The sequence below is a fragment of the Serratia sp. EWG9 genome (assembly GCF_019913725.1).
Taxonomy (GTDB): Bacteria; Pseudomonadota; Gammaproteobacteria; order Enterobacterales; family Enterobacteriaceae; genus Serratia; species Serratia ureilytica.
In genome coordinates, this window is the sequence record NZ_JADNRO010000004.1 from 56010 (window position 1) to 81817 (window position 25808).

Annotated in this window: 29 protein-coding genes; 17 read left to right on the forward strand and 12 right to left on the reverse strand. The window is 59.8% G+C overall.

Annotation, left to right across the window (positions count from 1 at the left end; all coding sequences use genetic code 11):
• The first annotated feature begins 7 nt into the window (after positions 1–7).
• The 3 genes from lexA to ITX55_RS11025 all read left to right on the forward strand — a co-directional run bounded on the left by lexA (position 8) and on the right by ITX55_RS11025 (position 2582).
• Entirely contained in the window at positions 8–616 is a 609-nt protein-coding gene (lexA, locus tag ITX55_RS11015) for a transcriptional repressor LexA (RefSeq protein WP_025160136.1), read from the forward strand.
• A 103-nt stretch (positions 617–719) separates the two neighbouring features.
• A complete protein-coding gene (dinF, locus tag ITX55_RS11020; RefSeq protein ID WP_223085056.1) occupies positions 720–2057 on the forward strand; it encodes an MATE family efflux transporter DinF in 1338 nt (445 codons plus the stop codon).
• Between the two features lie 315 nt (positions 2058–2372).
• Complete coding sequence (locus tag ITX55_RS11025; RefSeq protein ID WP_004936743.1) at positions 2373–2582, forward strand: CsbD family protein; 210 nt, start codon at positions 2373–2375, stop codon at positions 2580–2582.
• A 101-nt stretch (positions 2583–2683) separates the two neighbouring features.
• Here ITX55_RS11025 and zur read toward each other — a convergent pair whose 3' ends face one another.
• The gene (zur, locus tag ITX55_RS11030) at positions 2684–3196 is read right to left on the reverse strand and encodes a zinc uptake transcriptional repressor Zur (protein WP_015379223.1); all 513 of its coding nucleotides are present in this window, start codon (positions 3194–3196) and stop codon (positions 2684–2686) included.
• Positions 3197–3441: 245 nt separating this feature from the next.
• Here zur and ITX55_RS11035 point away from each other — a divergent pair, with 245 nt between their 5' ends.
• Positions 3442–4014, forward strand: a complete 573-nt coding sequence (locus ITX55_RS11035; RefSeq protein ID WP_042785466.1) for a sugar O-acetyltransferase — start codon at positions 3442–3444, stop codon at positions 4012–4014.
• Between the two features lie 4 nt (positions 4015–4018).
• On the opposite strand, the gene ITX55_RS11040 is transcribed toward ITX55_RS11035, so the two are convergent.
• Both ITX55_RS11040 and ITX55_RS11045 read right to left on the reverse strand, forming a co-directional pair.
• Entirely contained in the window at positions 4019–4564 is a 546-nt protein-coding gene (locus ITX55_RS11040) for an RNA polymerase sigma factor (protein ID WP_033644408.1), read from the reverse strand.
• An 18-nt stretch (positions 4565–4582) separates the two neighbouring features.
• Positions 4583–5116, reverse strand: coding sequence for a tetratricopeptide repeat protein (locus tag ITX55_RS11045; RefSeq protein WP_042785465.1), 534 nt, complete (start codon positions 5114–5116; stop codon positions 4583–4585).
• A 202-nt stretch (positions 5117–5318) separates the two neighbouring features.
• On the opposite strand from ITX55_RS11045, the gene dusA reads away from it, so the two are divergent.
• Both dusA and pspG read left to right on the forward strand, forming a co-directional pair.
• Positions 5319–6329: a tRNA dihydrouridine(20/20a) synthase DusA gene (dusA, locus tag ITX55_RS11050; RefSeq protein WP_033644410.1), complete on the forward strand. Its 1011-nt coding sequence runs from the start codon at positions 5319–5321 to the stop codon at positions 6327–6329.
• 157 nt (positions 6330–6486) lie between these two features.
• Positions 6487–6705, forward strand: coding sequence for an envelope stress response protein PspG (gene pspG / locus ITX55_RS11055; protein ID WP_033644411.1), 219 nt, complete (start codon positions 6487–6489; stop codon positions 6703–6705).
• A gap of 299 nt (positions 6706–7004) precedes the next feature.
• Here the strand turns inward: pspG and ITX55_RS11060 are convergent, their stop codons facing one another.
• Positions 7005–7988: a quinone oxidoreductase gene (locus tag ITX55_RS11060; RefSeq protein WP_033644412.1), complete on the reverse strand. Its 984-nt coding sequence runs from the start codon at positions 7986–7988 to the stop codon at positions 7005–7007.
• A gap of 151 nt (positions 7989–8139) precedes the next feature.
• On the opposite strand from ITX55_RS11060, the gene dnaB reads away from it, so the two are divergent.
• Together dnaB and alr are read left to right on the forward strand one after the other, a co-directional pair.
• Positions 8140–9579 (forward strand): replicative DNA helicase, encoded by a 1440-nt coding sequence (gene dnaB, locus ITX55_RS11065; RefSeq protein ID WP_151265126.1) that lies wholly within the window; start codon positions 8140–8142, stop codon positions 9577–9579.
• A 17-nt stretch (positions 9580–9596) separates the two neighbouring features.
• Positions 9597–10676, forward strand: coding sequence for an alanine racemase (alr, locus tag ITX55_RS11070; protein WP_108682094.1), 1080 nt, complete (start codon positions 9597–9599; stop codon positions 10674–10676).
• Positions 10677–10720: 44 nt separating this feature from the next.
• Here the strand turns inward: alr and ITX55_RS11075 are convergent, their stop codons facing one another.
• Positions 10721–11488, reverse strand: a complete 768-nt coding sequence (locus ITX55_RS11075) for a transporter substrate-binding domain-containing protein (RefSeq protein ID WP_033651220.1) — start codon at positions 11486–11488, stop codon at positions 10721–10723.
• Positions 11489–11703: 215 nt separating this feature from the next.
• Between ITX55_RS11075 and ITX55_RS11080 the strand changes: the two genes are divergently transcribed.
• From ITX55_RS11080 to maa, 5 genes are all read left to right on the forward strand, one after another.
• Positions 11704–12177 (forward strand): Lrp/AsnC family transcriptional regulator, encoded by a 474-nt coding sequence (locus ITX55_RS11080; protein ID WP_025304444.1) that lies wholly within the window; start codon positions 11704–11706, stop codon positions 12175–12177.
• Between the two features lie 79 nt (positions 12178–12256).
• Complete coding sequence (locus ITX55_RS11085) at positions 12257–13450, forward strand: amino acid aminotransferase (RefSeq protein WP_033644416.1); 1194 nt, start codon at positions 12257–12259, stop codon at positions 13448–13450.
• 125 nt (positions 13451–13575) lie between these two features.
• Entirely contained in the window at positions 13576–13992 is a 417-nt protein-coding gene (locus tag ITX55_RS11090; RefSeq protein WP_089192302.1) for a secondary thiamine-phosphate synthase enzyme YjbQ, read from the forward strand.
• 4 nt (positions 13993–13996) lie between these two features.
• A complete protein-coding gene (locus ITX55_RS11095) occupies positions 13997–14350 on the forward strand; it encodes an MmcQ/YjbR family DNA-binding protein (protein ID WP_108682091.1) in 354 nt (117 codons plus the stop codon).
• Between the two features lie 146 nt (positions 14351–14496).
• Complete coding sequence (gene maa / locus ITX55_RS11100) at positions 14497–15054, forward strand: maltose O-acetyltransferase (protein ID WP_047026577.1); 558 nt, start codon at positions 14497–14499, stop codon at positions 15052–15054.
• Between the two features lie 13 nt (positions 15055–15067).
• On the opposite strand, the gene ITX55_RS11105 is transcribed toward maa, so the two are convergent.
• From ITX55_RS11105 to uvrA, 3 genes are all read right to left on the reverse strand, one after another.
• Positions 15068–15865 carry a M48 family metallopeptidase gene (locus tag ITX55_RS11105; RefSeq protein WP_223085059.1) on the reverse strand — a complete coding sequence of 266 codons (798 nt, stop codon included), beginning with the start codon at positions 15863–15865 and terminating at the stop codon, positions 15068–15070.
• A 219-nt stretch (positions 15866–16084) separates the two neighbouring features.
• Positions 16085–16891, reverse strand: coding sequence for a MipA/OmpV family protein (locus ITX55_RS11110; protein WP_033651345.1), 807 nt, complete (start codon positions 16889–16891; stop codon positions 16085–16087).
• 328 nt (positions 16892–17219) lie between these two features.
• Positions 17220–20048: an excinuclease ABC subunit UvrA gene (gene uvrA / locus ITX55_RS11115; RefSeq protein WP_033644422.1), complete on the reverse strand. Its 2829-nt coding sequence runs from the start codon at positions 20046–20048 to the stop codon at positions 17220–17222.
• Positions 20049–20325: 277 nt separating this feature from the next.
• Here uvrA and ssb1 point away from each other — a divergent pair, with 277 nt between their 5' ends.
• Positions 20326–20856 carry a single-stranded DNA-binding protein SSB1 gene (ssb1, locus tag ITX55_RS11120; RefSeq protein ID WP_004936793.1) on the forward strand — a complete coding sequence of 177 codons (531 nt, stop codon included), beginning with the start codon at positions 20326–20328 and terminating at the stop codon, positions 20854–20856.
• An 85-nt stretch (positions 20857–20941) separates the two neighbouring features.
• Here ssb1 and ITX55_RS11125 read toward each other — a convergent pair whose 3' ends face one another.
• From ITX55_RS11125 to ITX55_RS11140, 4 genes are all read right to left on the reverse strand, one after another.
• A complete protein-coding gene (locus ITX55_RS11125) occupies positions 20942–21898 on the reverse strand; it encodes a cyclase family protein (protein WP_069100421.1) in 957 nt (318 codons plus the stop codon).
• Between the two features lie 225 nt (positions 21899–22123).
• Complete coding sequence (locus tag ITX55_RS11130) at positions 22124–22336, reverse strand: DUF1471 domain-containing protein (protein WP_033644427.1); 213 nt, start codon at positions 22334–22336, stop codon at positions 22124–22126.
• Between the two features lie 263 nt (positions 22337–22599).
• Complete coding sequence (locus ITX55_RS11135; protein ID WP_046687892.1) at positions 22600–23349, reverse strand: 3-oxoacyl-ACP reductase family protein; 750 nt, start codon at positions 23347–23349, stop codon at positions 22600–22602.
• Between the two features lie 150 nt (positions 23350–23499).
• Positions 23500–23760, reverse strand: a complete 261-nt coding sequence (locus tag ITX55_RS11140) for a YdgH/BhsA/McbA-like domain containing protein (RefSeq protein WP_047573541.1) — start codon at positions 23758–23760, stop codon at positions 23500–23502.
• 195 nt (positions 23761–23955) lie between these two features.
• On the opposite strand from ITX55_RS11140, the gene ITX55_RS11145 reads away from it, so the two are divergent.
• Genes ITX55_RS11145 through ITX55_RS11155 form a run of 3 tightly spaced genes read left to right on the forward strand, consistent with a single transcriptional unit; the run spans position 23956 to position 25519 of the window.
• Positions 23956–24399, forward strand: coding sequence for a lipocalin-like domain-containing protein (locus ITX55_RS11145; protein WP_033644432.1), 444 nt, complete (start codon positions 23956–23958; stop codon positions 24397–24399).
• Positions 24396–25064 (forward strand): glutathione S-transferase family protein, encoded by a 669-nt coding sequence (locus tag ITX55_RS11150; RefSeq protein ID WP_033644433.1) that lies wholly within the window; start codon positions 24396–24398, stop codon positions 25062–25064. Before ITX55_RS11145 ends, ITX55_RS11150 begins: the two co-directional genes overlap by 4 nt.
• Positions 25065–25111: 47 nt before the next feature.
• Entirely contained in the window at positions 25112–25519 is a 408-nt protein-coding gene (locus ITX55_RS11155; RefSeq protein WP_015379207.1) for a VOC family protein, read from the forward strand.
• The last annotated feature ends 289 nt before the right edge of the window (positions 25520–25808 follow it).

The window sequence follows — 25808 nt, forward strand, 5'->3', positions numbered from 1 at the left end:
GGGCGGAATGAAAGCACTAACTACCAGACAGCAAGAGGTCTACGATCTGATTCGCGATCATATTTCGCAAACGGGCATGCCGCCGACGCGTGCCGAGATCGCGATGCGTCTGGGGTTCCGTTCGCCTAACGCCGCCGAAGAGCACCTGAAGGCGCTGGCACGCAAAGGCGTGATCGAAATCGTCTCCGGCGCGTCGCGCGGTATCCGCCTGCTGATGGAAGAAGAAGAAGGGCTGCCGCTGATCGGCCGCGTCGCCGCCGGCGAGCCGCTGCTGGCGCAGCAGCACATCGAAGGGCACTACCAGGTGGATCCATCCCTGTTCAAACCGAGCGCCGATTTCCTGTTGCGGGTGAATGGCATGTCGATGCGCGACATCGGCATTCTGGACGGCGATCTGCTGGCGGTGCACAAAACGCAAGACGTGCGCAACGGCCAGGTCGTGGTCGCGCGCATCGAAGACGAAGTGACGGTCAAACGCTTGAAAAAGCACGGCAACGTGGTTGAACTGCTGCCGGAAAACAACGAATTCCAACCGATCGTGGTCGATCTGCGCCAGCAGAATTTCACGATCGAAGGGCTGGCGGTCGGCGTGATCCGCAACGGCGACTGGATTTAATCGCCGCGCCATCACCGCCGCTCCCTGAATCAATCGCCCCTGTTTTGGGGCGTTTTTGTTTCTGACTTCGCCCTTCGTCACTCTGTCACAGGAACATCCCATCATGCGCCTGATTTCCGCCTTCACCAGCGACACCGATAAAGCCCTGTGGCGCCTCGCCCTGCCGATGATTTTCTCCAATATCACCGTGCCGCTGCTCGGGCTGGTAGACACCGCGGTGATCGGCCACCTCGACAGCCCGATCTATTTGGGAGGCGTGGCGATCGGCGCGGTGGCGACCAGCTTCCTGTTCATGCTGCTGCTGTTCCTGCGCATGAGCACCACCGGCCTCGCGGCGCAGGCGCTGGGAGCGAAGAACCCGCAGGCGCTGGCGCGCGCCTTTATGCAACCGCTGCTGCTGGCGTTGTTGGCCGGGGGGGCGATCGTCCTGTTGCGCTACCCGCTTATTGAACTGGCGCTGCGGATCGTCGGCGGCGATGGCGAGGTGCTGGGGCAGGCGCGGCGTTTTCTTGAGATCCGCTGGTTGAGCGCGCCAGCGGCGCTGGCCAACCTGGTGCTGCTGGGCTGGCTGCTCGGCGTGCAGTACGTGCGTGCGCCGGTGATCCTGCTGATCGTCGGCAACCTGCTGAACATCGTGCTGGATATTTGGCTGGTGATGGGCCTGGGTTGGAACGTGCGAGGGGCGGCGGCGGCCACCGCCATCGCCGAATATGCCACGCTATTGCTCGGCCTGTGGCTGGCGTGGCGGGTGATGCGTCTGCGCGATATTACCCTGGCGATGCTGCGTCAGGCCTGGCGTGGCGATCTGCGTCGCCTGCTGGCGCTCAATCGCGACATCATGTTGCGTTCATTGCTGCTGCAGCTGTGCTTTGCGTCGCTGACCATTTTCGGCGCTCGCCTGGGGAGCGATGTGGTGGCGGTTAACGCGGTGTTGATGAACCTGCTGACGTTTACCGCCTATGCGCTCGACGGCTTCGCTTATGCGGTGGAGGCCCATTCCGGCCACGCCTACGGCGCCCGGGACGGCAGCCAACTGCGTAAGGTGTGGCACGCGGCCTGCAGGCAGGCGGGGCTGGTCGCGTTGGCCTTCGGCCTGGCGTATGCCGTTACCGGCCAGCAGATCGTGGCGGCGTTGACCTCCCTACCGGAGCTGCGCGCGTTGGCCGCCCACTATTTACCGTGGCAGGTCATTTTGCCGCTGGTCGGGGTGTGGTGCTATTTGCTGGATGGCATGTTTATCGGCGCCACGCGCGGCGCTGAGATGCGTAACAGCATGGCGGTGGCCGCGGCAGGGTACGGTCTGACGCTGTTCAGCGTGCCGCTGCTTGGCAATCACGGGCTCTGGCTGGCGCTGGCGGTGTTTCTGACGTTGCGTGGCGTGGCATTGGGCTGGATTTGGCACCGTCACCAGGTGCGCGGCAGCTGGTTTACTGCACATTAAACCGGACGTTTTGTTGGGTTAATGGTTAGTTTTTCTTATGATTTTGGTCATGTTTGCTTACATGTTTTCAGCCTTGATCTGTTCGCGTTAGTTCGTTGTTTGTTAGCGTTTTTTGTTTTTATTTTGTTTGTTAATGGTTTTTTATTCTGTGTTTTGGCTTTTTTATTTCCATGTTTAACTAGAATGAATCATGTGGCTGGTAAATGAAGGGGAGCGGTGCTTCTTAAGGTGAAGGAAGCATCGGCCAGAAAAATTTCTGGTTAACCCCGACCGGCAACAGGGATCACTGATTCACCACAGGTTAACGGAGAGACTATGAATAAAGATCAAGCCGACGGTAACTGGAAGCAGCTGAAAGGCAAAGTGAAAGAGAAATGGGGCAAGCTGACCGATGACGATCTGACGGTCATCGAAGGGAAACGCGAACAGCTGGTCGGCAAAATTCAGGAGCGCTACGGTTACCAGAAAGAGGCGGCCGAAAAAGAGGTGAAGGCCTGGGAAGATCACACCAAACACCGCTGGTAACACGCAGGGCCGCCACTGACGGCGGCCGCAACAGCGCAGGCCGGCGTCGCTCCATCCTCTGGCGCCCCGGCCGCAGGTACAGGGAAGTACCTGACTTCGTCTTACTTCTTCTTGATGGCGATGCTGTGATCGTGTTCGGCGCAGTCATGCTTGCTGTCACAAGCTTCAACTTCAACGCAACCGGCGCACAGACCGTGCGCTTCCACCACGCTGTGCCGCAGTGCAAATCCGGCTTCCTGCGCCAGCTTCTGCAGCGTTTCCTCCACGCCTTCGGTGGTGCGTTCGGTCACCTGGCCGCAGCGGTCGCAGATAAACAGCGCGGACGTATGCATCGGCTGTTCGAAATGGTGGCACAGCACGTAGCTGTTGGCCGATTCCACTCTATGGATAAACCCTTGCTCCAGCAGAAAATCCAGCGCGCGGTATACCGTCGGCGGCTTGGCCTGCGGTTCGGCGACGCGCAGCAGATCGAGCAGGTCATATGCGCTGATTGCACCGGGTTGCTGAGTCATCAGACGCAGCACTTCCAGCCGTTGCGGCGTCAATCGCACATTGCGTTGCTGGCAGAGGCGTTCAGCCTGCGCCAGCAGCTTTTCCTGGGTGGTTGAGTTCATCGCAAATATCCCGGTACGTAAAAAAGCCGATTTTACCATGATTACGGCGAATCGCCGAGGGTTGCCCCCTTTTCCCCTGATGATAGCGCAGGGAAAGGCGCGTCGATCGCGCTAAAAGAGAGATGCGTCACAACTTTTCCCCGCCGTCGGGCGGCAAATCAACGTTGCCGGTTTTAGCGCTGGAGAGCGGGGGACGAGAGCGGTATAACGCCTTTCACCCGCGTGATGAGCAGGAGCCCTGTGTGATGACGGAAAGAGAGAAGCTGTTAAGCGGCCTGGAGTACAACAGCCGCGATGAAGAACTGATCGGGATGTACCATCGGGCGAGGGCGTTGATCAAAAGCTTGGGGGCGCTGGACTCGCATCAGGCGGACGAGAAAAACCGCCTGCTCGGTGAGCTGTTCGGCGCCTGGGGGGAAGCGAGCTGGATTGAAACGCCATTCTGGTGCGACTACGGGCAGCATGTCCGCATCGGTAAAAACTGTTTTATCAACGTCAACGCGGTGTTCCTCGACTGCAATACCATCACCATCGGCGACAACACGCTGATCGGCCCCAACGTGCAAATCTATACGCCGAGCCACCCGCTGAAGGCCGCAGAGCGCTTCACCGGCGATCCGGATTTCCCTTTCCGCACCTCGGCGCAGCCGGTGTCCATCGGCAACAACGTCTGGATCGGCGGCAACGTAGTGATCCTGCCGGGAGTGACTATCGGCGACGGCACCACCATCGGCGCAGGCAGCATCGTTACCGGCGACATCCCGGCCAACGTGCTGGCGCTGGGGCAGCCATGCCGGGTTATCCGCTCGTTGGAATAGGGCGTTATCGACGAGCAGGAGGCAAGGGGGCGGGATGGCGCTCTTTGCGGTGCGGGCCGTCGTTTGCCAACGGGCGGTCATCGGCCAATGCCAGACGTGCGGCCGCCAAACGGCTCATGACGGTGCCGATCGGCACCGCCAGCACTTTTGCGGCCTCCCGGTAAGACAGCCCTTCGACATACACCAGAAACAGCGCGTTGCGCTGGGCCGTCGGCAGCCGGCTGACGCGCCGCATCACTTCATGGAGCCAGACCGGCTGTTCGCCGTTGTCCGCATCGCCCAGCTCTTCCGCCGCCATGCAGCCTTGCCCCTGGCGAAGATGTTGGGCGCGAACTTCATTGAGCCAAATGGAGTGCAAGATGGAAAACAGCCAGCGATCCAGGTGTGAACCGGGGGTGAATTGCGCGGCGCGCTCCAGCGCACGCAGGCAGGTGGCCTGCACCAGATCGTCGGCGACATCCCGCCGGTGCGAGAGCACCAGCGCATAGCGCCACAGGCGGGAGAGATAGTGGCCGAGTTCATCGCGTATCGCATCGCCGCTGATAGTCACCTCCGCAGGCGCGTCGGATCACGATTCCGGGTGGCGGTCGATGGCCGCCGCCAAATCGCGGTACTCCTCGCACCCGGTGCCGCACAGCGACTGGATCACCTGCAGCTGTTGGCGAGCCAGATCGGGTCGGCCTTTCAGCATATAGGCTTCCCCCAGGTACTCGCGCACTTTGGGGTATTTCGGATCGAGGGCTACTGATTTTAAATAATAGCCGATCCCTTCATCGGTGCGGCCAAGTTTGCGCGTGGCGTAGCCACGATAGTTCAGCGCAACGGCGGTGTTGGGATTTTTCAACGTATTGAGCATATCGAGCGCTTCCTGATAACGGCCGCTTTTCGCCAGTGCATAGGCGTAGTTAGTGCGGTCGGCGTCGTCGACCTTGCCGCTTTTATCTACCATGCAAGTCTGAGTTTTGCTGTCGTAGACCTGGCCTTTCGGACAGGTTGGCGGGGTTTGGCCGCTGCCATCGCCGCCCATCGCCAGCGCCGCGCCGGACAACAGCAGGCAGCCGGCAATGGCCGATGCCAGCAGGCGTTTAATGAAGCTGTTCATGGTTATGTCCTCAAGGCAGAGGCGCCGTGCGCGCCCGTAATGAGATAACACCTGAACGAGCGGGTTTATTCGCCTTGTCTCCGCTTATTTTTGCCGGCGGCAAGCGGGTTTTCCCAACGGCGCCGATTGTCGTTATAATAGCCGTTTGCGGCCGCGCGCCGTTCGTTGAACCCAGACAGACTCAGGTAGCCAGTAACTCAGCATGACGAAAGACAACCACGCCCCAACCTACGCCGCCAATCGTTTCTCCATCGCGCCGATGCTCGACTGGACCGATCGTCATTGCCGTTACTTCCACCGCCTGCTGACCAAGGAAACGCTGCTGTACACCGAGATGGTGACCACCGGCGCGATCATCCACGGCAAGGGCGACTATCTGGCCTACAGCGAAGAAGAGCATCCGGTGGCGCTGCAGCTGGGCGGCAGCGATCCGGCCGCGCTGGCGCATTGCGCCAAGCTGGCGGAGCAGCGCGGTTACGATGAGATTAACCTCAACGTCGGCTGCCCATCCGATCGGGTGCAAAACGGCATGTTCGGCGCCTGTCTGATGGGCCAGGCGGCGCTGGTCGCCGATTGCATCAAGGCGATGCGCGACGTGGTGTCGATCCCGGTGACGGTGAAGACCCGCATCGGCATCGACGATCAGGACAGCTACGCCTTCCTGTGTGACTTTATCGAGACCGTCGCCGGGCGCGGCGAGTGCGACATGTTCACCATCCACGCGCGCAAGGCCTGGCTCTCCGGCCTCAGCCCGAAAGAAAACCGCGAAGTGCCGCCGCTGGACTATCCGCGCGTCTATCAGTTGAAGCGGGATTTCCCGGCGTTGACCATCGCCATTAACGGCGGGGTGAAAACGCTGGAAGAGGCGCGGCAGCACCTGCAGCACTTGGACGGCGTGATGATGGGGCGCGAGGCGTATCAGAATCCGGGTATCCTGGCGCGGGTCGACAGCGAACTGTTCGGCGCGCAGACCGCGGTGCCGGACAGCGTGGCGATCGTCGAAGCGCTGTATCCGTATATCGAGCGCGAGCTGTCTAACGGCACCTATCTTGGCCACATTACTCGCCATATTCTCGGTCTGTTCCAGGGCGTGCCGGGCGCGCGCCAGTGGCGTCGCCATCTGAGCGAGAACGCCCACAAGCCGGGCGCCGATGCGCGGGTGGTCGAGCAGGCGCTGGCGCTGGTGCGTCAGCCGCGCGTCGAAATGGCGTAATCCACAAAAAATTTGACCAACAGTTAGTCTTTTTCGCCAGGCGTTCGGTGCGTTACCGGATGCCTGTCCTCTGTTTTCAATGGGTTAGCCCATCCGCCGTTCTGGCACGCTTCTTGTAATCCACTCTGCAGATACGTTGTATTGCAAAGGAGCAATCATGTTGGAAATCTTCTTTCTCATTGGTTTTGTGGTGATGCTGATGGTGACCGGCATCTCGCTGCTGGGGATCTTCGCTGCGCTGTTGGTGGCGGCGGCATTCATGCTGTTGGGCGGGCTGTTCGCGGTGGTCATTAAGCTGCTGCCGTGGCTGATTTTGGCGGTGGTTGGGGTATGGATTTACCGTTCAATGCAGAAACCCCAGATCCGGCGTTACTGATTTTTTGCTGAATAATCAGACAGTCACACTGAAACTTGCACAATTTCCCGCACCGCGAATGCGGCAGCGATCACAGCTTGGCAGTTTTCCCCGGCGATGTGGCACATAAAGCGTGTTTTTTGCCGGACGGGGCTGTTAGGATGTGGGTCGATGCAGTGATGCGACCGATTTCATCACCGTGAGAGACACCTAAAATTCGTGTTGCTAAAGCAACCCCTGTCTCTGGCGGACTCTGCTCTACCCCTACAAAACGCAGTAACAGAAAGGGCTCCGCAAGGAGCCCTTTTCTTTGGCCGCGATCAGGGGATCAGCAGGCTGGAACCGCTGGTGCTGCGGCTTTCCAGCACCTGGTGCGCACGCTGGGCGTCGGCCAGCGCGAATTTCTGCTCGTCTCTCACCTCCACCCGAATGGCGCCGCTGCCGATCAGCGAGAACAGCTCGTTGCTGGCGTACTGCAGCTCGGCGCGGTTGGTGATGTAGCCGTTGAGGGAAGGGCGGGTGACGTACAGCGAGCCCTTCTGATTCAGCAGCGCCAGATCGACGCCGGTCACCGGGCCGGACGCGTTGCCGAAGCTGACCATCAGGCCGCGCCGCTTCAGGCTGTTGAGCGAGGCCTGCCAGGTGCTTTGCCCCACCGAATCGTACACCACGCCGACCTTCTCGCCGTGCGTCAGCTCGGCCACCCGCTGGGCGATATCCTCTTTATGGTAGTTGATGGTGGCCCAGGCGCCGGCCTGCTTCGCCAGCGCCGCCTTCTCGTCGGAGCCGACGCTGCCGATCAGGCGCGCGCCCAGCGCTTTGGCCCACTGACAGGCGATCAGCCCGACGCCGCCGGCGGCGGCATGGAACAAAAATACTTCACCCGGCTGCACTTCGTGGGTCTGGCGCAGCAGATAGTGCACCGTCAGCCCTTTCAGGAAAGAAGCGGCGCCTTGCTCAAAGCTCAGGTTGTGCGGCAGCAGCGCCACTTTCTCTTCCGGCACGTTGTGGATCTCGCTGTAGGCGCCGAGCGACGACTGCGCATACACCACCCGGTCGCCCGGTTTGATCGCGCTGACCCCGGCGCCGACCTTGACCACCACGCCGGCCGCTTCGGTGCCGAGGCCGCTCGGCAGGCTGGCCGGCGCGTACAGCCCGCTGCGCACATAGGTGTCGATGTAGTTGATGCCGATCGCCTTGTTCTCGATCTGCACTTCACCGGCAGCCGGATCGAGCGGTGTAAAATCAACGTATTGCAAGACTTCCGGTCCGCCGACGGCGGAGAATTGAATGCGCTTGGCCATTGGGTTACCTCGTTGGAGTGTCTGATTTCACCCTATTCTTTTTAGTATCGGAGATCCAGTTCGCCCGTGCGGGGTTCAATACCTTTTTTGCATCGGTTATGACGCAAAAATCACGTATACTCTCGCGTCAGGATCCTTCATTCGCAACCGGATAAAGACTACGTTTCATGGCAGGAAAAAACCAACCAACAAAACAAACGCGGACGAAACCAGAGAGCGTTCCAGAGATCGTCAGATGGAAGGGCTGAAGATGCCGCCGCACTCGCTGGAGGCCGAGCAGTCGGTGTTGGGCGGTTTGATGCTGGATAACGAGCGTTGGGACAACGTGGCGGAACGCGTGGTCGCCAACGACTTCTTCAGCCGCCCGCATCGCCTGATCTTTACCGAGATGCAGCGTCTGCTGGAGATGAGCAAGCCTATCGACCTCATCACCCTGTCCGAATCGCTTGAACAGAAGGGCGAACTGGACTCGGTGGGGGGCTTCGCCTACCTGGCCGAGCTGTCGAAAAACACCCCGAGCGCCGCCAACATCGGCGCCTACGCCGACATCGTGCGCGAGCGCGCGGTGGTGCGCGAAATGATCTCGGTGGCTAACGAAATCGCCGACGCCGGCTACGATCCGCAGGGCCGCAGCAGCGAAGACCTGCTCGATCTGGCGGAATCCCGCGTATTCCAAATCGCCGAGAACCGCGCCAGCAAAGACGAGGGCCCGAAGGGCATCGAACGCATCCTGGAAGACACCGTCTCGCGTATCGAACAGCTGTATCAGCAGCCGCATGACGGCGTGACCGGGGTAGATACCGGCTATCAGGACCTCAACAAGAAAACTGCGGGCATGCAAAAGTCCGATCTGATCATCGTCGCCGCCCGTCCATCGATGGGGAAAACCACCTTCGCCATGAACCTGTGCGAAAACGCCGCGATGACCCAGGAGAAACCGGTGCTGATCTTCAGCCTGGAGATGCCCGGCGAGCAGATCATGATGCGTATGCTGGCGTCGCTGTCGCGCGTGGATCAGACGCGCATCCGTACCGGCCAGCTCGACGACGAGGACTGGGCGCGCATTTCCAGCACCATGGGCATCCTGCTGGAGAAGCGTAACATGTACATCGACGACTCCTCCGGCCTGACGCCGACCGAAGTGCGCTCGCGCGCGCGGCGCATTTTCCGTGAGCACGACGGGCTTAGCCTGATCATGATCGACTACCTGCAGCTGATGCGCGTGCCGGCCTTGTCCGACAACCGTACGCTGGAGATCGCCGAGATTTCGCGCTCGCTGAAGGCGCTGGCGAAAGAGCTGCAGGTGCCGGTGGTGGCGCTGTCGCAGCTGAACCGAAGCCTGGAGCAGCGCGCCGACAAACGCCCGGTCAACTCCGACCTGCGTGAATCCGGCTCCATCGAGCAGGACGCCGACCTGATTATGTTCATCTATCGTGATGAGGTGTATCACGAGAACAGCGATCTGAAAGGGATCGCGGAAATTATTATCGGTAAGCAGCGTAACGGCCCCATCGGCACCGTGCGCCTTACCTTTAACGGCCAGTGGTCGCGTTTCGATAACTACGCGGGGCCACAATACGATGACGAATAATCAGCTAAGGAACTGAAATGAAAGCGGCAACCGCTGTAATCGACCGCCGCGCTCTGCGACATAATCTGCAACAGGTGCGCCGCCAGGCGCCGCAAAGCCGCCTGATTGCCGTTGTGAAAGCAAACGCTTATGGACATGGCCTGCTGGAAACAGCACACACCCTGCAAGACGCCGACTGCTACGGCGTAGCGCGCATCGGCGAGGCGCTGATGCTGCGCTCCGGCGGCATCGTCAAGCCGATCCTGCTGCTGGAAGGCTTCTTCAGCGCCGAAGACCTGCCGGTGCTGGTGGCGAACAACATCGAAACCGCGGTGCACAGCATCGAACAGCTCGAGGCGCTGGAACAGGCCGAGCTGGCGCGCCCGGTGCCGGTGTGGATGAAGCTCGATACCGGCATGCATCGGCTGGGGGTGCGTCCCGAACAGGCGGAGGCGTTTTATCAGCGTCTGTGCGCTTGCCGCAACGTGGCGCAGCCGGTCAATATCATGAGCCACTTCAGCCGCGCCGACGAGCCGGAGTCCGACGCCACCCTGAAACAGATCGCCTGCTTCGAGCAGTTCGCGCGCGGCAAACCGGGCCATCGCTCGGTCGCCGCCTCCGGCGGCACGCTGCTGTGGCCGGACGCCCACAACGAGTGGGTGCGTCCCGGCATCATTCTGTACGGCGTGTCGCCGCTGGATAACGGCAGCGGCGCCGAGCATGGTCTGCAGCCGGCGATGACGCTGAAATCCAGCCTGATCGCGGTGCGCGAGCACAAGGCTGGTGAAGCGGTGGGCTATGGCGGCACCTGGATAAGCCCGCGCGATACTCGCCTTGGCGTGGTGGCGATGGGGTACGGCGACGGCTACCCGCGCAGCGCGCCGACCGGCACGCCGATCCTGATCAACGGCCGCGAAGTGCCGATCGTCGGCCGGGTGTCGATGGACATGATTTCGGTCGATCTCGGGCCGGACGCCGCCGATAAGGTGGGGGATGAAGCGGTGCTGTGGGGGCCGGCGTTGCCGGTCGAGCGCATCGCCGCCTGTACCGGCATCAGCGCTTATGAACTGATCACCAAGCTCACGCAGCGCGTGGCGATGGAATACATCGGCGACTGATACGCCGCAGGGGCCGACGCGCGTCGGCCCCGTTTCTCAGCGGGTTACTTCTTTACCGCCAACCACTTGTCGATAACCTTCTGATACTCGCCGGTCGCCTTGGCCAGGTGCAGCCACTGATCCACATACAGTTTCCAGCTCAGATCGTCGCGCGGCAGCATGTAGGCCTTTTCGCCGTACTGCATCGGTTTGGTCGGATTCACCGCGCACAGCTTCGGATAGCGCTTCTGCTGGTACAGCGCCTCGGAGGCGTCGGTGATCATCACGTCCGCCTTGCGATCCACCAGCTGCTGGAAAATGCTCATGTTGTCGTGCGTCAGCGTCAGCTTGGCTTTTGGCAGATAGGCGTGCACGAAGGCTTCGTTGGTGCCGCCCGCCGGTTCCAGCAGACGCACCGATGGTTTGTTGATCTGTTCTATCGTGCGGTATTTCTTCACGTCGGTGCAGCGCACCAGCGGAATTTTGCCGTCGGTATCCAGCTTGTCGGCGAAGAACACCTGTTTTTGGCGCTCCAGCGTGACGGAGATGCCGCCCATGGCGATGTCGCACTTGCCGGAGGCGAAGTCCGGTGTCAGGGTTTTCCAGCTGGTTTTCACCCACTTCACCTTGGCGCCGAGGCTCTTCGCCAGCGATTCCGCCATGTCGATATCGATGCCTTCATAGCTGCCATCTTCCTTGAGGAAGGTGTAGGGCTTGTAGTCGCCGGTGGTGCAGACCTCCAGGGTCTTTTGCTGCAGCACTTTGTCCAGGTGGGATTGCGCGCCGGCGCTGCCGGCGGCGAGCAGCAGCGCGAGAGGGAGTAACTTTTTCATCTGGCGTCCTTTTTATACATTCGTGGTTTTATGCGTTACTTCGCCGTTAATTGTCGTTTGCCTGCATGAGTTAGCCGTTTTTTATGCCGCTTACCGGCGAAAACGCCGGGCGTTGCTGCTGTACGCGATTTAAGCGCCAGGGTGTGACGTCGGCAACGGTAAAAAAACTGGTAGGCTGTAACGTCAACATTTATTAACACAGTTTACAGGTGGCTATGTACAACATTGACGATTTTGATATGAAAATCCTGACGCTGTTACAGGCCAACGGCCGTTTGACCAATCAGGAGCTGAGCGAACTGGTGGGGCTTTCCGCTTCCCAGTGTTCACGGCGGCGCATCAGCCTGGAGCAGGCGCAGCTGATCCGCGGCTACCACGCGCGGCTGGCGCCGGAGGCGGTCGGCCTGGGGCTGGTGGGGCTGATTGAAGTCAGCCTGATCACGCACGCTCAGGAGCAGATCGACAGCTTTCATCAGATGCTGGAGGACGTGGACGCGATCCTGGACGCTTACAAGACCACCGGCGACGCCGATTACCTGCTGAAAGTGGCGGTGGCGGACCTGCCGGCGCTGAGCGAGTTCATCAGCCAGACGCTGTCGCCGCACAAAAGCGTGGCGCATATCAAAACGGCGGTGGTGCTCAATCGCATCAAGGAAAACGGTTTGTTGCCGGTGACGCGAGAAAGCTGAAACCGAATGCGCTTTTCCGTCTATATTAGGAACGTAACGCTGTGCCCAAACCACAATAAATAAACCAGGAGAAAAAAACGTGTTCCAGAACGTTGACGCCTATGCCGGCGATCCCATTCTGTCGCTGATGGAAAAATTCAAACAAGACCCGCGCGCGCACAAGGTGAACCTGAGCATTGGCCTGTACTACGATGCGCAGGGCGTTATTCCGCAGATGCGTGCGGTCGCCGCGGCGCAAGCGCAGTTGAACAGCGTCGAGCACGGCGCCTCGGTATACCTGCCGATGGAAGGGCTGCAATCCTACCGCACCGCCATCCAGCATTTGCTGTTCGGCGAGCAGCACCCGATGCTGCAGCAGGGGCGCATCGCCACCATTCAGACCGTCGGCGGTTCCGGCGCGCTGAAAGTGGGCGCCGACTTCCTGAAAAGCTACTTCCCGAATTCGCAGGTGTGGGTCAGCGATCCCACCTGGGAAAACCACGTCGCCATCTTCAGCGGCGCCGGTTTCAAGGTGAATACCTATCCGTATTTTGACGGCGAAAGCCTGGGCGTGAAGTTCGACGCCATGCTGGCTGCGCTGAAACAGCTGCCGAAGCACAGCATCGCGCTGCTGCATCCGTGCTGTCACAACCCGACCGGCTCAGATCTGACCCCCGCCCAGTGGGACGAAGTGATCAAGGTGATCGCCGATCGTGAGATCATTCCGTTCCTCGACATCGCCTATCAGGGCTTCGGCGGCGGTATGGAGCAGGACGTCTACGCCATTCGCGCCATTGCGGCGGCCGGCTTGCCGTGCCTGGTGAGCAACTCGTTCTCGAAGATCTTCTCGCTGTACGGCGAGCGCGTCGGCGGCCTGTCGGTGGTGTGCGAAAGCGAAGAAGCGGCCGGGCGCGTGCTGGGCCAGCTGAAGGCGACCGTGCGCCGCAACTACTCGAGCCCGCCGAACTTCGGCGCGCAGCTGGTGGCTAAAGTGCTGAACGACGCTGAGCTGAAAACCCAGTGGCTCAATGAAGTGGAAAGCATGCGCACCCGCATTCTCGAAATGCGCCACGCGTTGGTGGACACCCTGAAGAGCGCGCTGCCGCAGCGCAACTTCGATTACCTGCTGGCGCAGCGCGGCATGTTCAGCTACACCGGCTTCAGTGCGGCGCAGGTCGATCGCCTGCGCGAAGAGTTCGGCGTCTACCTGATCCACAGCGGCCGCATGTGCGTGGCCGGCCTGAACCACGACAACGTGCGTCAGGTAGCCGAGGCGTTTGCTGCGGTGCAGTAACGCCTGTTAGTCTGAACGGACGTTCATCGGGAGCGATAGCGATATCGCTCCTTTTTTATTGCCGGCGCGCCGCCGAAGTTGCCGCAAACCGGAGAGAGAATATACTGATTGAGGGGCGCTCACTCATGTGGCATCAGCAAACGCTAATCCTCAGCGCAAAAGCGCGTGGCTTTCATCTGGTTACCGACGAGATCACCAACCAGTTAACCCACTTACACCGCCTGCAAACCGGCCTGCTGCATCTGTTGCTGCAGCATACCTCGGCCTCGCTGACGCTCAACGAGAACTGCGATCCCACGGTGCGGGCCGATATGGAGCAGCATTTCCTGCGTCAGGTGCCGGAAAATGCCCCCTATCAACATGACTACGAAGGGCCGGACGACATGCCGGCGCACATCAAATCCTCGCTGCTGGGCGCTTCCTTGACGCTGCCCGTCAGGCACGGGCGGCTGATGTTGGGCACATGGCAGGGCATCTGGCTGGGGGAGCACCGCATCCACGGCGGAGCACGCCGTATTGCGGCCACATTACAGGGGGAATAACCCAATGAATAACAGCGCATTGCTGGAGTACTGCATGGCGAAGCCGGGCGCGGAGCAAAGCGACCAGAACCAGTGGCAGGCCAGCCAGATAAAGGTGGGCGAGGTGATGTTCGCCATGGTGTGCCAAGTGGAAGGGCGGCCGGCGCTGGCGGTCAAGTCCAGCCCGGAGCTGGCGGAAAGCCTGCGCGAACACCACCCTGAGATCGTCGCCTGCGACGGCCTGAACAAGGCGCACTGGAATACGGTATTTCTCGACGGCAACCTGCCGAACTCGCAGTTTTATGCGTTGATCGACAGCTCCTATCAGCTGGTGGTGGAAGGCCTGCCCGAACACGTGCGCCAGGAACTGCGCGCCTGATTGCCGGGCGGCGGCGCCGCCCGTTTTCTCCTGCTTTCTCGCGTTAAACCGTGATCAGGGCTTTAAATTGGGAACGTTCCCTTTTTATTGCCGGGCTAAAGCGGCTACGCTTGGGCATTCAAGAAACGCGGATGAAGGAGGCCGACATGGCCATGAGCGAAGAAAAGCGCAAGATGATCGCCGGAGAACTGTACGACGCCGGCGATGAATTGCTGCGCAGCGAGCGTCGGCGCGCGCGCCAGATAACGCATCGCTACAACCACTCATCGCCGGAAGAGGGCGAGCTGCGCAAACAATGGTTGGACGAGCTGCTGGGCGGCTATCAAGGCGGCGCCATCGAGCCGACGTTCCGCTGCGACTACGGCTATAACATCTATCTCGGCAAGAACTTCTACGCCAATTTCGACTGCGTGATCCTCGACGTGTGCGAGGTGCATATCGGCGACAACTGCCTGCTGGCGCCGGGCGTGCATATCTACACCGCCACTCATCCGCTGGACGCCGAGACCCGCGCCGGCGGCGCGGAGTTCGGCAAGCCGGTCAAGATTGGCAACAACGTGTGGATCGGCGGGCGCGCGGTGATCAATCCGGGCGTGACCATCGGCGATAATGCGGTTGTGGCCTCCGGCGCGGTGGTGACCAAAGACGTGCCGGCCAACTGCGTGGTGGGCGGCAACCCGGCGCGCGTGCTGAAAACGCTGTAAGCCCTCGGGCGGATTAAAACATGCTGCCATGGCGCTCGAAGCCGTGCATCTCGATGTCTTTGAGCGCCTTGAAGCGTTTGACCATCACCGCATGGTCTGACAGCAGATTGCTGATGCGAACAAACAACTCCTTGTTCTCTTCTTCGCACTGCTCCAGCCAGGCCTGCGGATTCACGCCGTGCTGCATCCAGGGGCCGACGGCCAGCAGCCGCACCGTGTTGGCGTAGTTCGGGCACACCGCGAGCGCCACGCGATCGGTGGAATACTCCTGCGCGCGAGTGGTCGCCAGGCCGGGCAGCACCAGCGACTGCGGCACAACGCCGATCGCCAGACGCCACAGCGACACGTGCCGCAGCTTGTGATGGGCCAATTCATGGGCCAGCACGAACTCCACGATCTCCGGCGCGGTGGGCATCAGCATGGCGATTTCAGCATGGATCACCACGTAGCGCTGGCGGCGGTTGCATTCCAGCGCGAAGGCGTTGACCACGCCGTTGCCGTTGGTCAGATAAAGCTTGGGCAGCGTCTTGAGTTCCAGCCGACGGCCGATATCCTGATACAGCGCGAACAGTTCCGGAAATTGCGCCGGCCCGATGCGCAAGGCGTTGGATTTCGCCTGTGCGGCGAGATAGAAACGGTAAATATAGAAAGCGATCGGGATCAGCGGTAATAACGCGAGCAGGCTGAGGGTATCCAATGTTTCCTTGGCGTCGTCTCCCAACCCAAGTGCAGTTCCATCCGTATTTACCACGACGGCGGCGATGCCAAATAAAAAACCGAACAAGGTAATTATCGCCGATAGCCAGATCATGGGCATTTCCCAGCGGTGGCGAAATGCGGTGAAATTACGACATTCCGTCGCATGATGTTGACACATAAAATATCCTTAATAAGGGAAAGCCACGCCTGACATTGTCAGGTAAATAATGAATGTTTAATTATCCATCCGTTTACCTGACACTCAGCTAAACTGTAGTTCGTTTTTTAATCATGGCGTTTATCCCTTCCTGCACAGACTTAGGCAAAAACGTCAAAAACTGTAGCTGGCGCTGGTGAAGGCCATGCCCGAGGTGGTTTTCTCAACGATGGGGCTGTCGGCCGCGTCGCCCAGCAGGCGCGTTACGCCGACGCCGGCCTGGAAGGCCACGTTCGGTCGCCATTGGTAGTTGAGCGCGGCGGTGAGCGTCGCGTCCTTGAAGCCGCTGCCCGGCCGATACGCGCTGAAGGCGCTGTGCTGCGCCTGCTGCGACGTCACGCCGAAATAGCCGCGCTGATAGCCGCTGTTGGCCCAGGTGGTGGAGAGATTGCCGATAAGCGTCAGCTGTTCGCTGAGCGGATATTGCCCGGTCAGTCCGCTTTCCACATAGGCGGTGTGGCCCAGTTCTTCCCCGCCGTAGCTGCGTTTGCGCGTCGCCTGCATCCCTTTGACATAGGCGCGGAAGGGGTCGAGTTGGTAGCTCAGCTCAGCGCCGGCTTCCAGCGCGCCGCCCAGTTTGCCCATGCCTTTGAGCCGGGTGTTACGCCCGCGCAAGGTTTTGATTTCCTCGTCACGGCCGGCGTCATAGTTGAGCAATAACGCGATGCCGACGGGCCCGGCGATGGGGAATTGCCAGCGCGCCCCTTCGCTGCCCGCGCTGAATTCTCCCCAACTGGCGTTTTGATAGCCGGCATTCACCTGATACAGCGGTTCAATGCTGTAAAAAGACGAGCCTTCATAGGCGGGAGCGACGGCGAGGCCGCCGGCGAGCGTTAAAGACGCTTCGCCGTCCTGCGCCTGACCGGCGAGGGGAAAAAGAAAGAGCAGGGCGGCGGCAGAGGTACCCAGTTTATTATCCACGTTAAACACCTTTATATCATCCCATTGAATAAACGGCCCGCAGGCCCGCGTTTAAATGACGGCTTATTGATAAACGCCATGTTTATATTGATTAATCGACAGGCGACGGCGCGCCATTGGCGTTATTTCACCGCAATAGTGAAACGCATGGGGAATAAACAAAAGCCAAACAAATGGCATGATGGGGCGAGTTTATTATTGGCTGGGTTCAAAGCGCCTGTTTTTAAAGGAATGATGCAGAGAAGGGTATTTAATGTTTCTCGCAGAGGGATAGGTTGATTGCTCAACGAGGCGGAATAGGGCGCCTCGTTGAGCGTATCATCCGCCGTTATTTTTCCAACAGCGGTTTCAGGAAGCGCGCGGTGTGCGATTTTTCACACTCGGCGACCGTTTCCGGCGTGCCGGCGACCAGGATCTCGCCGCCGCCGCTGCCGCCTTCCGGCCCCAGATCGACGATCCAGTCGGCGGTTTTGATCACGTCCAGGTTATGCTCGATGACCACGATGGTATTGCCCTGATCGCGCAGCTGATGCAGCACCGCCAACAGCTGTTGGATATCGGCGAAGTGCAGACCGGTGGTCGGCTCGTCGAGAATATACAGCGTCTGGCCGGTGCCGCGTTTCGACAGCTCGCGCGCCAGCTTGACGCGCTGCGCCTCACCGCCGGAGAGCGTGGTGGCTGACTGGCCGAGGCGGATGTAGGACAGGCCGACATCCATCAGGGTTTGCAGCTTGCGCGCCAGCGCCGGCACCGCGTCGAAGAAATCGCGCGCTTCTTCGATGGTCATCTCCAGCACTTCGTGGATGCTCTTGCCTTTGTACTTCACTTCCAGCGTTTCGCGGTTATAGCGTTTGCCTTTGCACTGGTCGCACGGGACGTAGATGTCCGGCAGGAAGTGCATCTCGACCTTGATCACCCCGTCGCCCTGGCAGGCTTCACAGCGCCCGCCCTTGACGTTGAAGCTGAAGCGGCCCGGCGTATAGCCGCGGCTGCGCGACTCCGGCACGCCCGCGAACAGCTCGCGCACCGGGGTGAAGATGCCGGTGTAAGTGGCCGGGTTGGAGCGCGGCGTGCGGCCGATCGGGCTCTGATCGATATCGATCACCTTGTCGAAATGTTCCAGGCCGGTCACTTCGCGGAACGGCGCAGGCTCGGCGATGGTAGCGCCGTTAAGCTGGCGCTGGGCGATCGGGAACAGCGTATCGTTGATCAGCGTCGACTTACCGGAGCCGGACACGCCGGTGATGCAGGTAAACAGACCGACCGGCAGCGTTAGCGTCACGTCCTTCAGGTTGTTGCCGCGCGCGCCGCTCAGCTTCAGCACCTTGGTCGGATCGGCCTGCACGCGCTGCGCCGGGATGGCGATCTCGCGTTTGCCGCTGAGGAACTGGCCGGTCAGCGATTCCGGCTGCGCCATGATGTCATCGACGGTGCCTTCCGCCACCACCTGGCCGCCGTGCACGCCGGCGCCGGGGCCGATGTCGATCACGTGGTCGGCGGCGCGGATGGCGTCTTCGTCATGCTCCACCACGATCACCGTGTTGCCGAGGTTGCGCAGGTGGATCAGCGTTTCCAGCAGGCGCTCGTTGTCGCGCTGGTGCAGGCCGATCGACGGCTCATCCAGCACGTACATCACGCCCACCAAACCGGCGCCGATCTGGCTGGCCAAGCGGATACGCTGCGCTTCGCCGCCGGAGAGCGTTTCCGCCGAACGGGACAGCGACAGATAGTTCAGGCCGACGTTCACCAGGAACTTCAGGCGATCGCCGATCTCTTTCAGCACTTTCTCGGCGATCTTGGCGCGCTGGCCGCTGAGCTTCATGTTCTGGAAGAACGTCATCGCATGGCCGATGCTCAGATCGGAGATCTCCGGCAGCGTGGTGTCTTCGACGAACACGTTGCGCGCTTCTTCACGCAGGCGGGTGCCGTGGCACGAGGCGCAAGGGCGGTTGCTGATGAACTTCGCCAGCTCTTCGCGCACCGCGCTGGATTCGGTCTCTTTATAGCGGCGCTCCATGTTGTGCAGCACGCCTTCGAACGGGTGGCGGCGCACGGTGGTGTCACCGCGATCGTTGATGTATTTGAATTCGATCGACTCTTTGCCGGAGCCGCTCAGCACCGCCTTCTGCACGTTGGCGCTCAGGGTGTTGAACGGGGCTTCGACGTCGAACTCATAGTGCTCCGCCAGCGAGCGCAGCATCTGGAAGTAATAGAAGTTGCGGCGATCCCAGCCGCGGATTGCGCCGCCGGCCAGCGACAGCTCGGGGTTTTGCACCACGCGATCCGGATCGAAGAACTGTTGCACGCCCAGGCCGTCGCAGGTCGGGCAGGCGCCGGCCGGGTTGTTGAAGGAAAACAGGCGCGGTTCCAGTTCGCGCATGCTGTAGCCGCAGATCGGGCAGGCGAAGTTGGCGGAGAACAGCAGCTCGTCCGCTTTTTCGTCGTCCATGTCCGCCACCACCGCGGTGCCGCCCGAGAGCTCCAGCGCGGTTTCGAACGATTCGGCCAGGCGCTGCGCCATGTCGTCGCGCACCTTGAAACGGTCGACCACCACTTCGATGGTGTGTTTTTTCTGCAGCTCCAGCTTCGGCGGATCGGACAGATCGCACACTTCACCGTCGATGCGCGCGCGGATATAGCCCTGAGCGGCCAGGTTTTCCAGCGTTTTGGTGTGTTCGCCCTTGCGATCTTTCACCACTGGCGCCAGCAGCATCAGGCGCTTGCCTTCCGGCTGGCTCAGCACGTTGTCGACCATCTGGCTGACGGTTTGCGCCGCCAGCGGCACATGGTGATCCGGGCAGCGCGGCTCGCCGACGCGGGCGAACAGCAGGCGCAGGTAGTCGTGGATCTCGGTGATGGTGCCGACCGTGGATCGCGGGTTGTGCGAGGTGGATTTTTGCTCGATGGAGATCGCCGGCGACAGACCTTCAATATGGTCGACGTCCGGTTTTTCCATCAGCGACAGGAACTGGCGCGCATAGGCGGAGAGTGATTCGACATAGCGCCGCTGCCCTTCGGCATACAGCGTATCGAAAGCCAGCGAAGACTTGCCGGAACCGGACAGGCCGGTGACGACGATCAGTTTGTCACGCGGGATGATCAGGTTGATGTTTTTCAGATTATGGGTTCGAGCACCACGAACTTCGATATTGTCCATTTACACTTCCCGTCTTGATGATACACCGCGCCTGTCGCGATTTTTGCGGGGGATTTTGTGATGGATCTCGCAAAAAACCGGCACAGCCAGGTCGAAACGCATAATTATGACACAAAAAAACCTGAATGGATATCCAGTATGCGAATGCAATAAGGTCGATCGGAAAGACAATTCTGGAATGCAATTCGCACTTATCAACACGGGTGTGGTTTCGTACTCAGCGTGGTAAACTGACGCGTTTATACTGTGTAGAAATCAATCATCGGGAGAAGTGCTCATGGCCAGCAGAGGCGTAAACAAAGTAATTCTGGTCGGGAATCTGGGTCAGGATCCAGAAGTCCGTTACATGCCGAACGGCGGCGCAGTGGCCAACATTACCCTGGCGACCTCCGAAAGCTGGCGTGACAAAGCGACCGGCGAACAGAAAGAGAAGACCGAGTGGCACCGCGTCGTGCTGTTCGGCAAACTGGCTGAAGTGGCGGGCGAATACCTGCGCAAAGGCTCTCAGGTCTATATCGAAGGCTCCCTGCAGACCCGTAAATGGCAGGATCAGAGCGGCCAGGATCGCTACACCACCGAGATCGTGGTTAACGTCGGCGGCACCATGCAGATGCTGGGCGGCCGTCAGGGCGGCGGCGCACCGGCCGGTCAATCTGCCGGCGGCCAGGGCGGTTGGGGCCAGCCTCAACAGCCACAGGGCGGCAACCAGTTCAGCGGCGGCCAGCAGCAGTCTCGTCCGGCGCAGAACAGCGCTCCGGCGACCAGCAACGAACCGCCAATGGATTTCGACGACGATATTCCGTTCTAAGCCTGGCAACAGCGCTAAAAAAACCCCGCTCAGGCGGGGTTTTTTGTGGGCGCTCACTGCCGATTTTCTACGGCGGTGTCGCCAATCAGTAAATTGCTACCGGGTTGATGTTGACCTGGGTTGAGCCGACATACAGCGGTTGCCCCAGTACGAACAGGAATTCCCAGGTTTTCGTGCGCACCAGTGGGCGGCTGTCGATCAGTTCCAGGTTATAGACGCCGCGTTTGGCCAGCAGGTATTGGTTGACCGGGAACTCTTCGTCATTTTTCGGGTTAGGGTATACTTCGGAAGCCCAGGTATCACCGCCAAAGGCCACGATGCCTTGGTCAGCCAACCACTTCGCCGCTTCCATGCCAATACCCGGCTCGACCTCCAGGAATTTTTTATTGTCCTTACCAATCAGCTCCAGCCAACCGGTATTAAATAAAACAACGTCGCCTTTCTTTAAGCTAATGCCCTGCTTCTTAAGCACCGCTTGAATATCCGCAACGGAAAATTCGGTGCCGCCCGGAACGATGTCTTTATGATAATAAGCCGTCATATCGAGTACGACGCCGCGTGTGACCATGGGCGGCACTTTTTCCACGCCCAATTTTTTCACGCCATCTACGGTGACGAAATCCGCCGCCTTATTGCCGTTATAATAAACATTGTCGATGCCGATATGGCCAATGCCATTCAACTGAGTGCCGACGCCGGTCCAGGCATTCACCAATTCATCATTAAAGGTGAATTTATTTGGGCCAAGCGTTTTACCGTCCTGCTGACCAGGCTGAATATTATATAAGCGGAAGCTGCGGTGGCGGAACGCCGGGAAATCTTTATCGACGGGCACCGCCAATGACAATGTCTTGCCTTGTTTTACCAACTGCACAGACTGTAATACCCCTTCTGGCGTGAGCAGGTTGGCCGCGCCGATTTCGTCTTTTGCACCGTAAACGGAAGGATACCAGTCTGACGGCTGAGCGGCGGACTCTGCGGCGTGTGCAGGCACTGTGGCAAGCAAAGGCAGCAAGAGGGAGAGGCGATACAATGATTTCATCAGTGACTCATCCTTATAACAACGTATTGCAGGGTGAATGAAAATGAGCCGTCCGGACATGGCGACATCAGGCCGCCGAATAATAACCGGTGGAGAAAGAAGCTCATTTTTGGGTGCGCGGGGTGTATTAGCGTAATGCCTTATAACAAGGCGTGGTGAATAACCACCCGACGATGACTTCCTTATGCGGAAATAAATAACGCCGGGCAAGCGGCGTTATTGATATTATTTTTTTAGCTCAGCACTCATGGTGACGAAATTACCCATATAGGCGCTGGTGATTTTGTAGCCGCTTGCGCCGGCCTCTTGCGCTTTTTTAGCGATGAGGGCTTCGGTGGAATCCAGCGTGCTGCCGGTTGCGGTAACGCTCTCTGCTGCAGCGTTAAACGACAGCGTGGAAAACAGAGCGAGTGAAATAACGGTGGTCATGGTTTTCATATCTTTATCCTGTGTTCGACAATTCGAAAAATAAGGGTGTCCGGTACGACACGATGGAGCGAAGGATAAAGGGGGCAGTGAGGTGAATAAATAACAGAATCGTCAATAAACTATTCCGTTTTTGTACATAAACTGATTCGATTGTTGTCTTTCACGCGGGATTGGCGGCGTAAAGCGTGGGCAGGGGAAACAAGCGTGCATCGACGTCGTCAGGCTTGCATACTGCGGCAAGCCAATAAAAAGCCCCTCGCGGGGCTTGGATGTTACGCCGAGAAGCCGCCGTCGATGCTCAGGCTGGCGCCGGTGATATAACCCGCCTGCGGGCCGGCCAGGTAAGCGACAAAACCGGCGATCTCTTCATCTTTGCCGTAGCGGCCGATCGCCATCAGCTGCTTGAGCTGATCGGCGAACTCGCCGGCGTCCGGGTTCATTTCGGTGTCCACCGGGCCGGGCTGCACGTTATTGACGGTGATGCCGCGTGGGCCGAGATCGCGCGCCATGCCCTTGGTCAACCCGACCAGCGCCGATTTGCTCATCGCATACACCGCCGCGCCGCCGAACGGCACGCGTTCGGCGTTGGTGCTGCCGATGTGGATGATACGGCCGCCGTCATTCATGTGGCGCGCCGCCTCTTGGCTGGCGACGAATACGCTGCGCACGTTGACCGCCAGCATGCGATCCAGGTCGTCCAGCGCCAGTTCCTCGGTGCCGCCCAGCGTAAATACCCCGGCGTTGTTCACCAGAATATCCAGGTTGCCGAAGTGGCTCACCGCCTGGCGAACCGCCTGCTGCAGCGCCGCTGCATCGGCGCTGTCGGCCTTGATGGCGAGGGCTTTGCCGCCGGCGGCGGTCACGGCGCTCGCCACCGCTTCGGCGCGATCGGCCGAGGCGGCGTAGGTAAAGGCGACGGCGGCGCCTTCGTTCGCCAACCGTTTCACGATGGCGGCGCCGATGCCGCGGGAGCCGCCCTGAACGAATGCGACTTTGCCTTGCAGAGGTTGTGCTGTCGTCATGCTATTTCTCCAAAGTGGGTGAGGGGATTGCGCTGTCATTCAGTATGGGTGAAATGAATGGCGATCACTGTCCACAAAGAGCTCTGGCCGCCTGAAACGAGAAAAGCCCCTTGCGGGGCTTCTTTCTTCCGTCGATTGGCTGTCCGACGATCAGTTGAAGATTTCTGCGGTGCCGTACAGTTTGTTTTGGCCGCCGGCGGCGACGATGCGGTAGGAACTGGCGCCCGACGCGGCGGCTTTGCTGGCCAGTTCGCTTTCTAGCGCGCTCAGGTTGGCGGCGCCGCTCACGGTGACTACGCCGATTTTCTGCGCGTCTGCGGCTGGCTGGCTGGTTGGCAGCTCAGCGGCGAAGGTAGCGAAAGAAGCGGTAGCCAGCAGTGCAGCGGTAGCAAAAATTTTGACGTTTTTCATGATGTGTTCCTCAGAGTATTTATTAGGTGAGAGCGCGTTGTCTCTCGATGTGTTAAATACTAGTGCACCGGGTGTGAATAAAAAATCGGAGAGTTTTGAGTATCTCTGTCAAATAAATTGACGGTTTTTCAGCCGTTGGCGTGCGGTAAAAATTGCCACTACCCTTTACAGACGATCCTTAACCGGAGAAGCGTCATGACGGTAAACGCGTTTATCGGCAGCTGGGCGTTGGTGTCGTCGGCGTTCAAAAACCAGAACGGCGAGCTGAATTACCCGCTGGGCGAGCAGGTGTTGGGGCGCATCCACTATGAGGCCAACGGCACGATGGCGGCGCAGCTATACAGCGCCGTGCGGCCGCGTTTCGTCGCCGACGATTTGGCGCAGGGATCCGAGCGGGAGATCCATGCCGCCTTCATCAATATGATTTGCTATTTCGGCCGTTATCAGGTGGAAGAAAGCGAGCAACGGGTGGTGCATCAGGTTGAAGGCTGCTCGTTCCCCAATTGGATAGGCAGCCGTCAGGTGCGCTTTTACGCCTTTAACGCCGATCGGCTGACGTTGCGCACGGTGCCGCTGCAGCTCGGCAACGGCGTGCAGATCGGCGAACTGGTGTGGCAGCGGACAGGAGCGTCATCATGATCATTGTTCATCATCTCAATCACTCGCGGTCGCAGCGCATTCTGTGGTTTTTGGAAGAGCTGGGCGTGCCCTATCAGGTGCAACGCTACGAGCGCGATCCGCACACTCTGCTGGCGCCGCCGGCGCTGAAAAAGATCCACCCGCTGGGCAAATCGCCGGTGATCGTCGATGGCGATCTGACGCTGGCGGAATCCGGCGCCATTATCGAATACTTGCAGGAAGCCTACGACGCACAGGGCATGTTTATGCCGACGGACTTCCACGCGCGCCAGCAATACCGCTACTGGTTGCACTACGCTGAGGGATCGCTGATGCCGCTGTTGGTGATGAAGCTGGTGTTCAGCCGTCTCGGCCAGCCGCCGATCCCCTGGCTGCTGCGGCCGGTGGCGGGCGCGATCGGCAAGGGCGTACAGCGCGAATACCTCGACAAACAGATCGCGCCGCACTGCGAGTATCTCGAACAGCACCTGAACAAGGGCAGCTGGTTCGTCGGCAACGATTTCAGCGCGGCGGACATACAGATGAGCTTCCCGCTCGAGGCGATGGCGGCGCGCGGCGCGTTGGACAATTGCCCGAAACTGCGCGGCTTCCTGCAGCGCATCCACGCCCGGCCCGCTTACCAGCGGGCGCTGGAACAGGGCGGCCCTTACGACCTGCTGAGTTAAGCGGATGGGCTATACTCGATGGGGTCATTCTTCATCGGAGGTAGCCCATGGCTACGCAAATCTTCGTAAATCTGCCCGTACGCGATCTGCCCGCCTCAATGGCGTTTTTCACCCAGCTCGGCTTCAGCTTCAACCCGCAATTTACCGACGATACCGCCGCCTGCATGGTGGTCAGCGACACGATTTACGTGATGCTGCTGACCCACGACAAATTCAGGATGTTTACCCCGAACCCGATCGGCGACGCCAAACAGGCCACCGAAGTGTTGGTGTGCCTGTCGCAACCCAGCCGGGCGGCGGTGGACGAACTGGTGCGCAAGGCGATCGCCGGCGGCGGCAATACCTATCATCCGCCGCGGGACTATGGCGTGATGTACGGCCACGGATTTCAGGACCTGGACGGCCATATCTGGGAATTGATGTATATGGATCCCGCAGCGGTGCAGGCGCAATAAGATCGCCGTGAAACAGGCTGGCAGGGGCGCCGGATCGCCCCGTCTTTTCGCGCAGAAGCCCTTCCCGCCGCTTTCTGCATAAATTGCCGCGATCTTTAGTTGATTAGACGCTAGGGAAGGCAGGATAATCGTTTGCCTTGAATAAACCACCATAAATCACCCGTACCGCGCGCTGCGAGTTAAACGTTTGCCTTGGTGCGCATCGCCGTTGGCGGTGCGACGGAAGGGCAAGGAAGCGGAACGTGACGTAAACGATTACGTGGCGATCAGGCGCGGGCGAGATTACAGG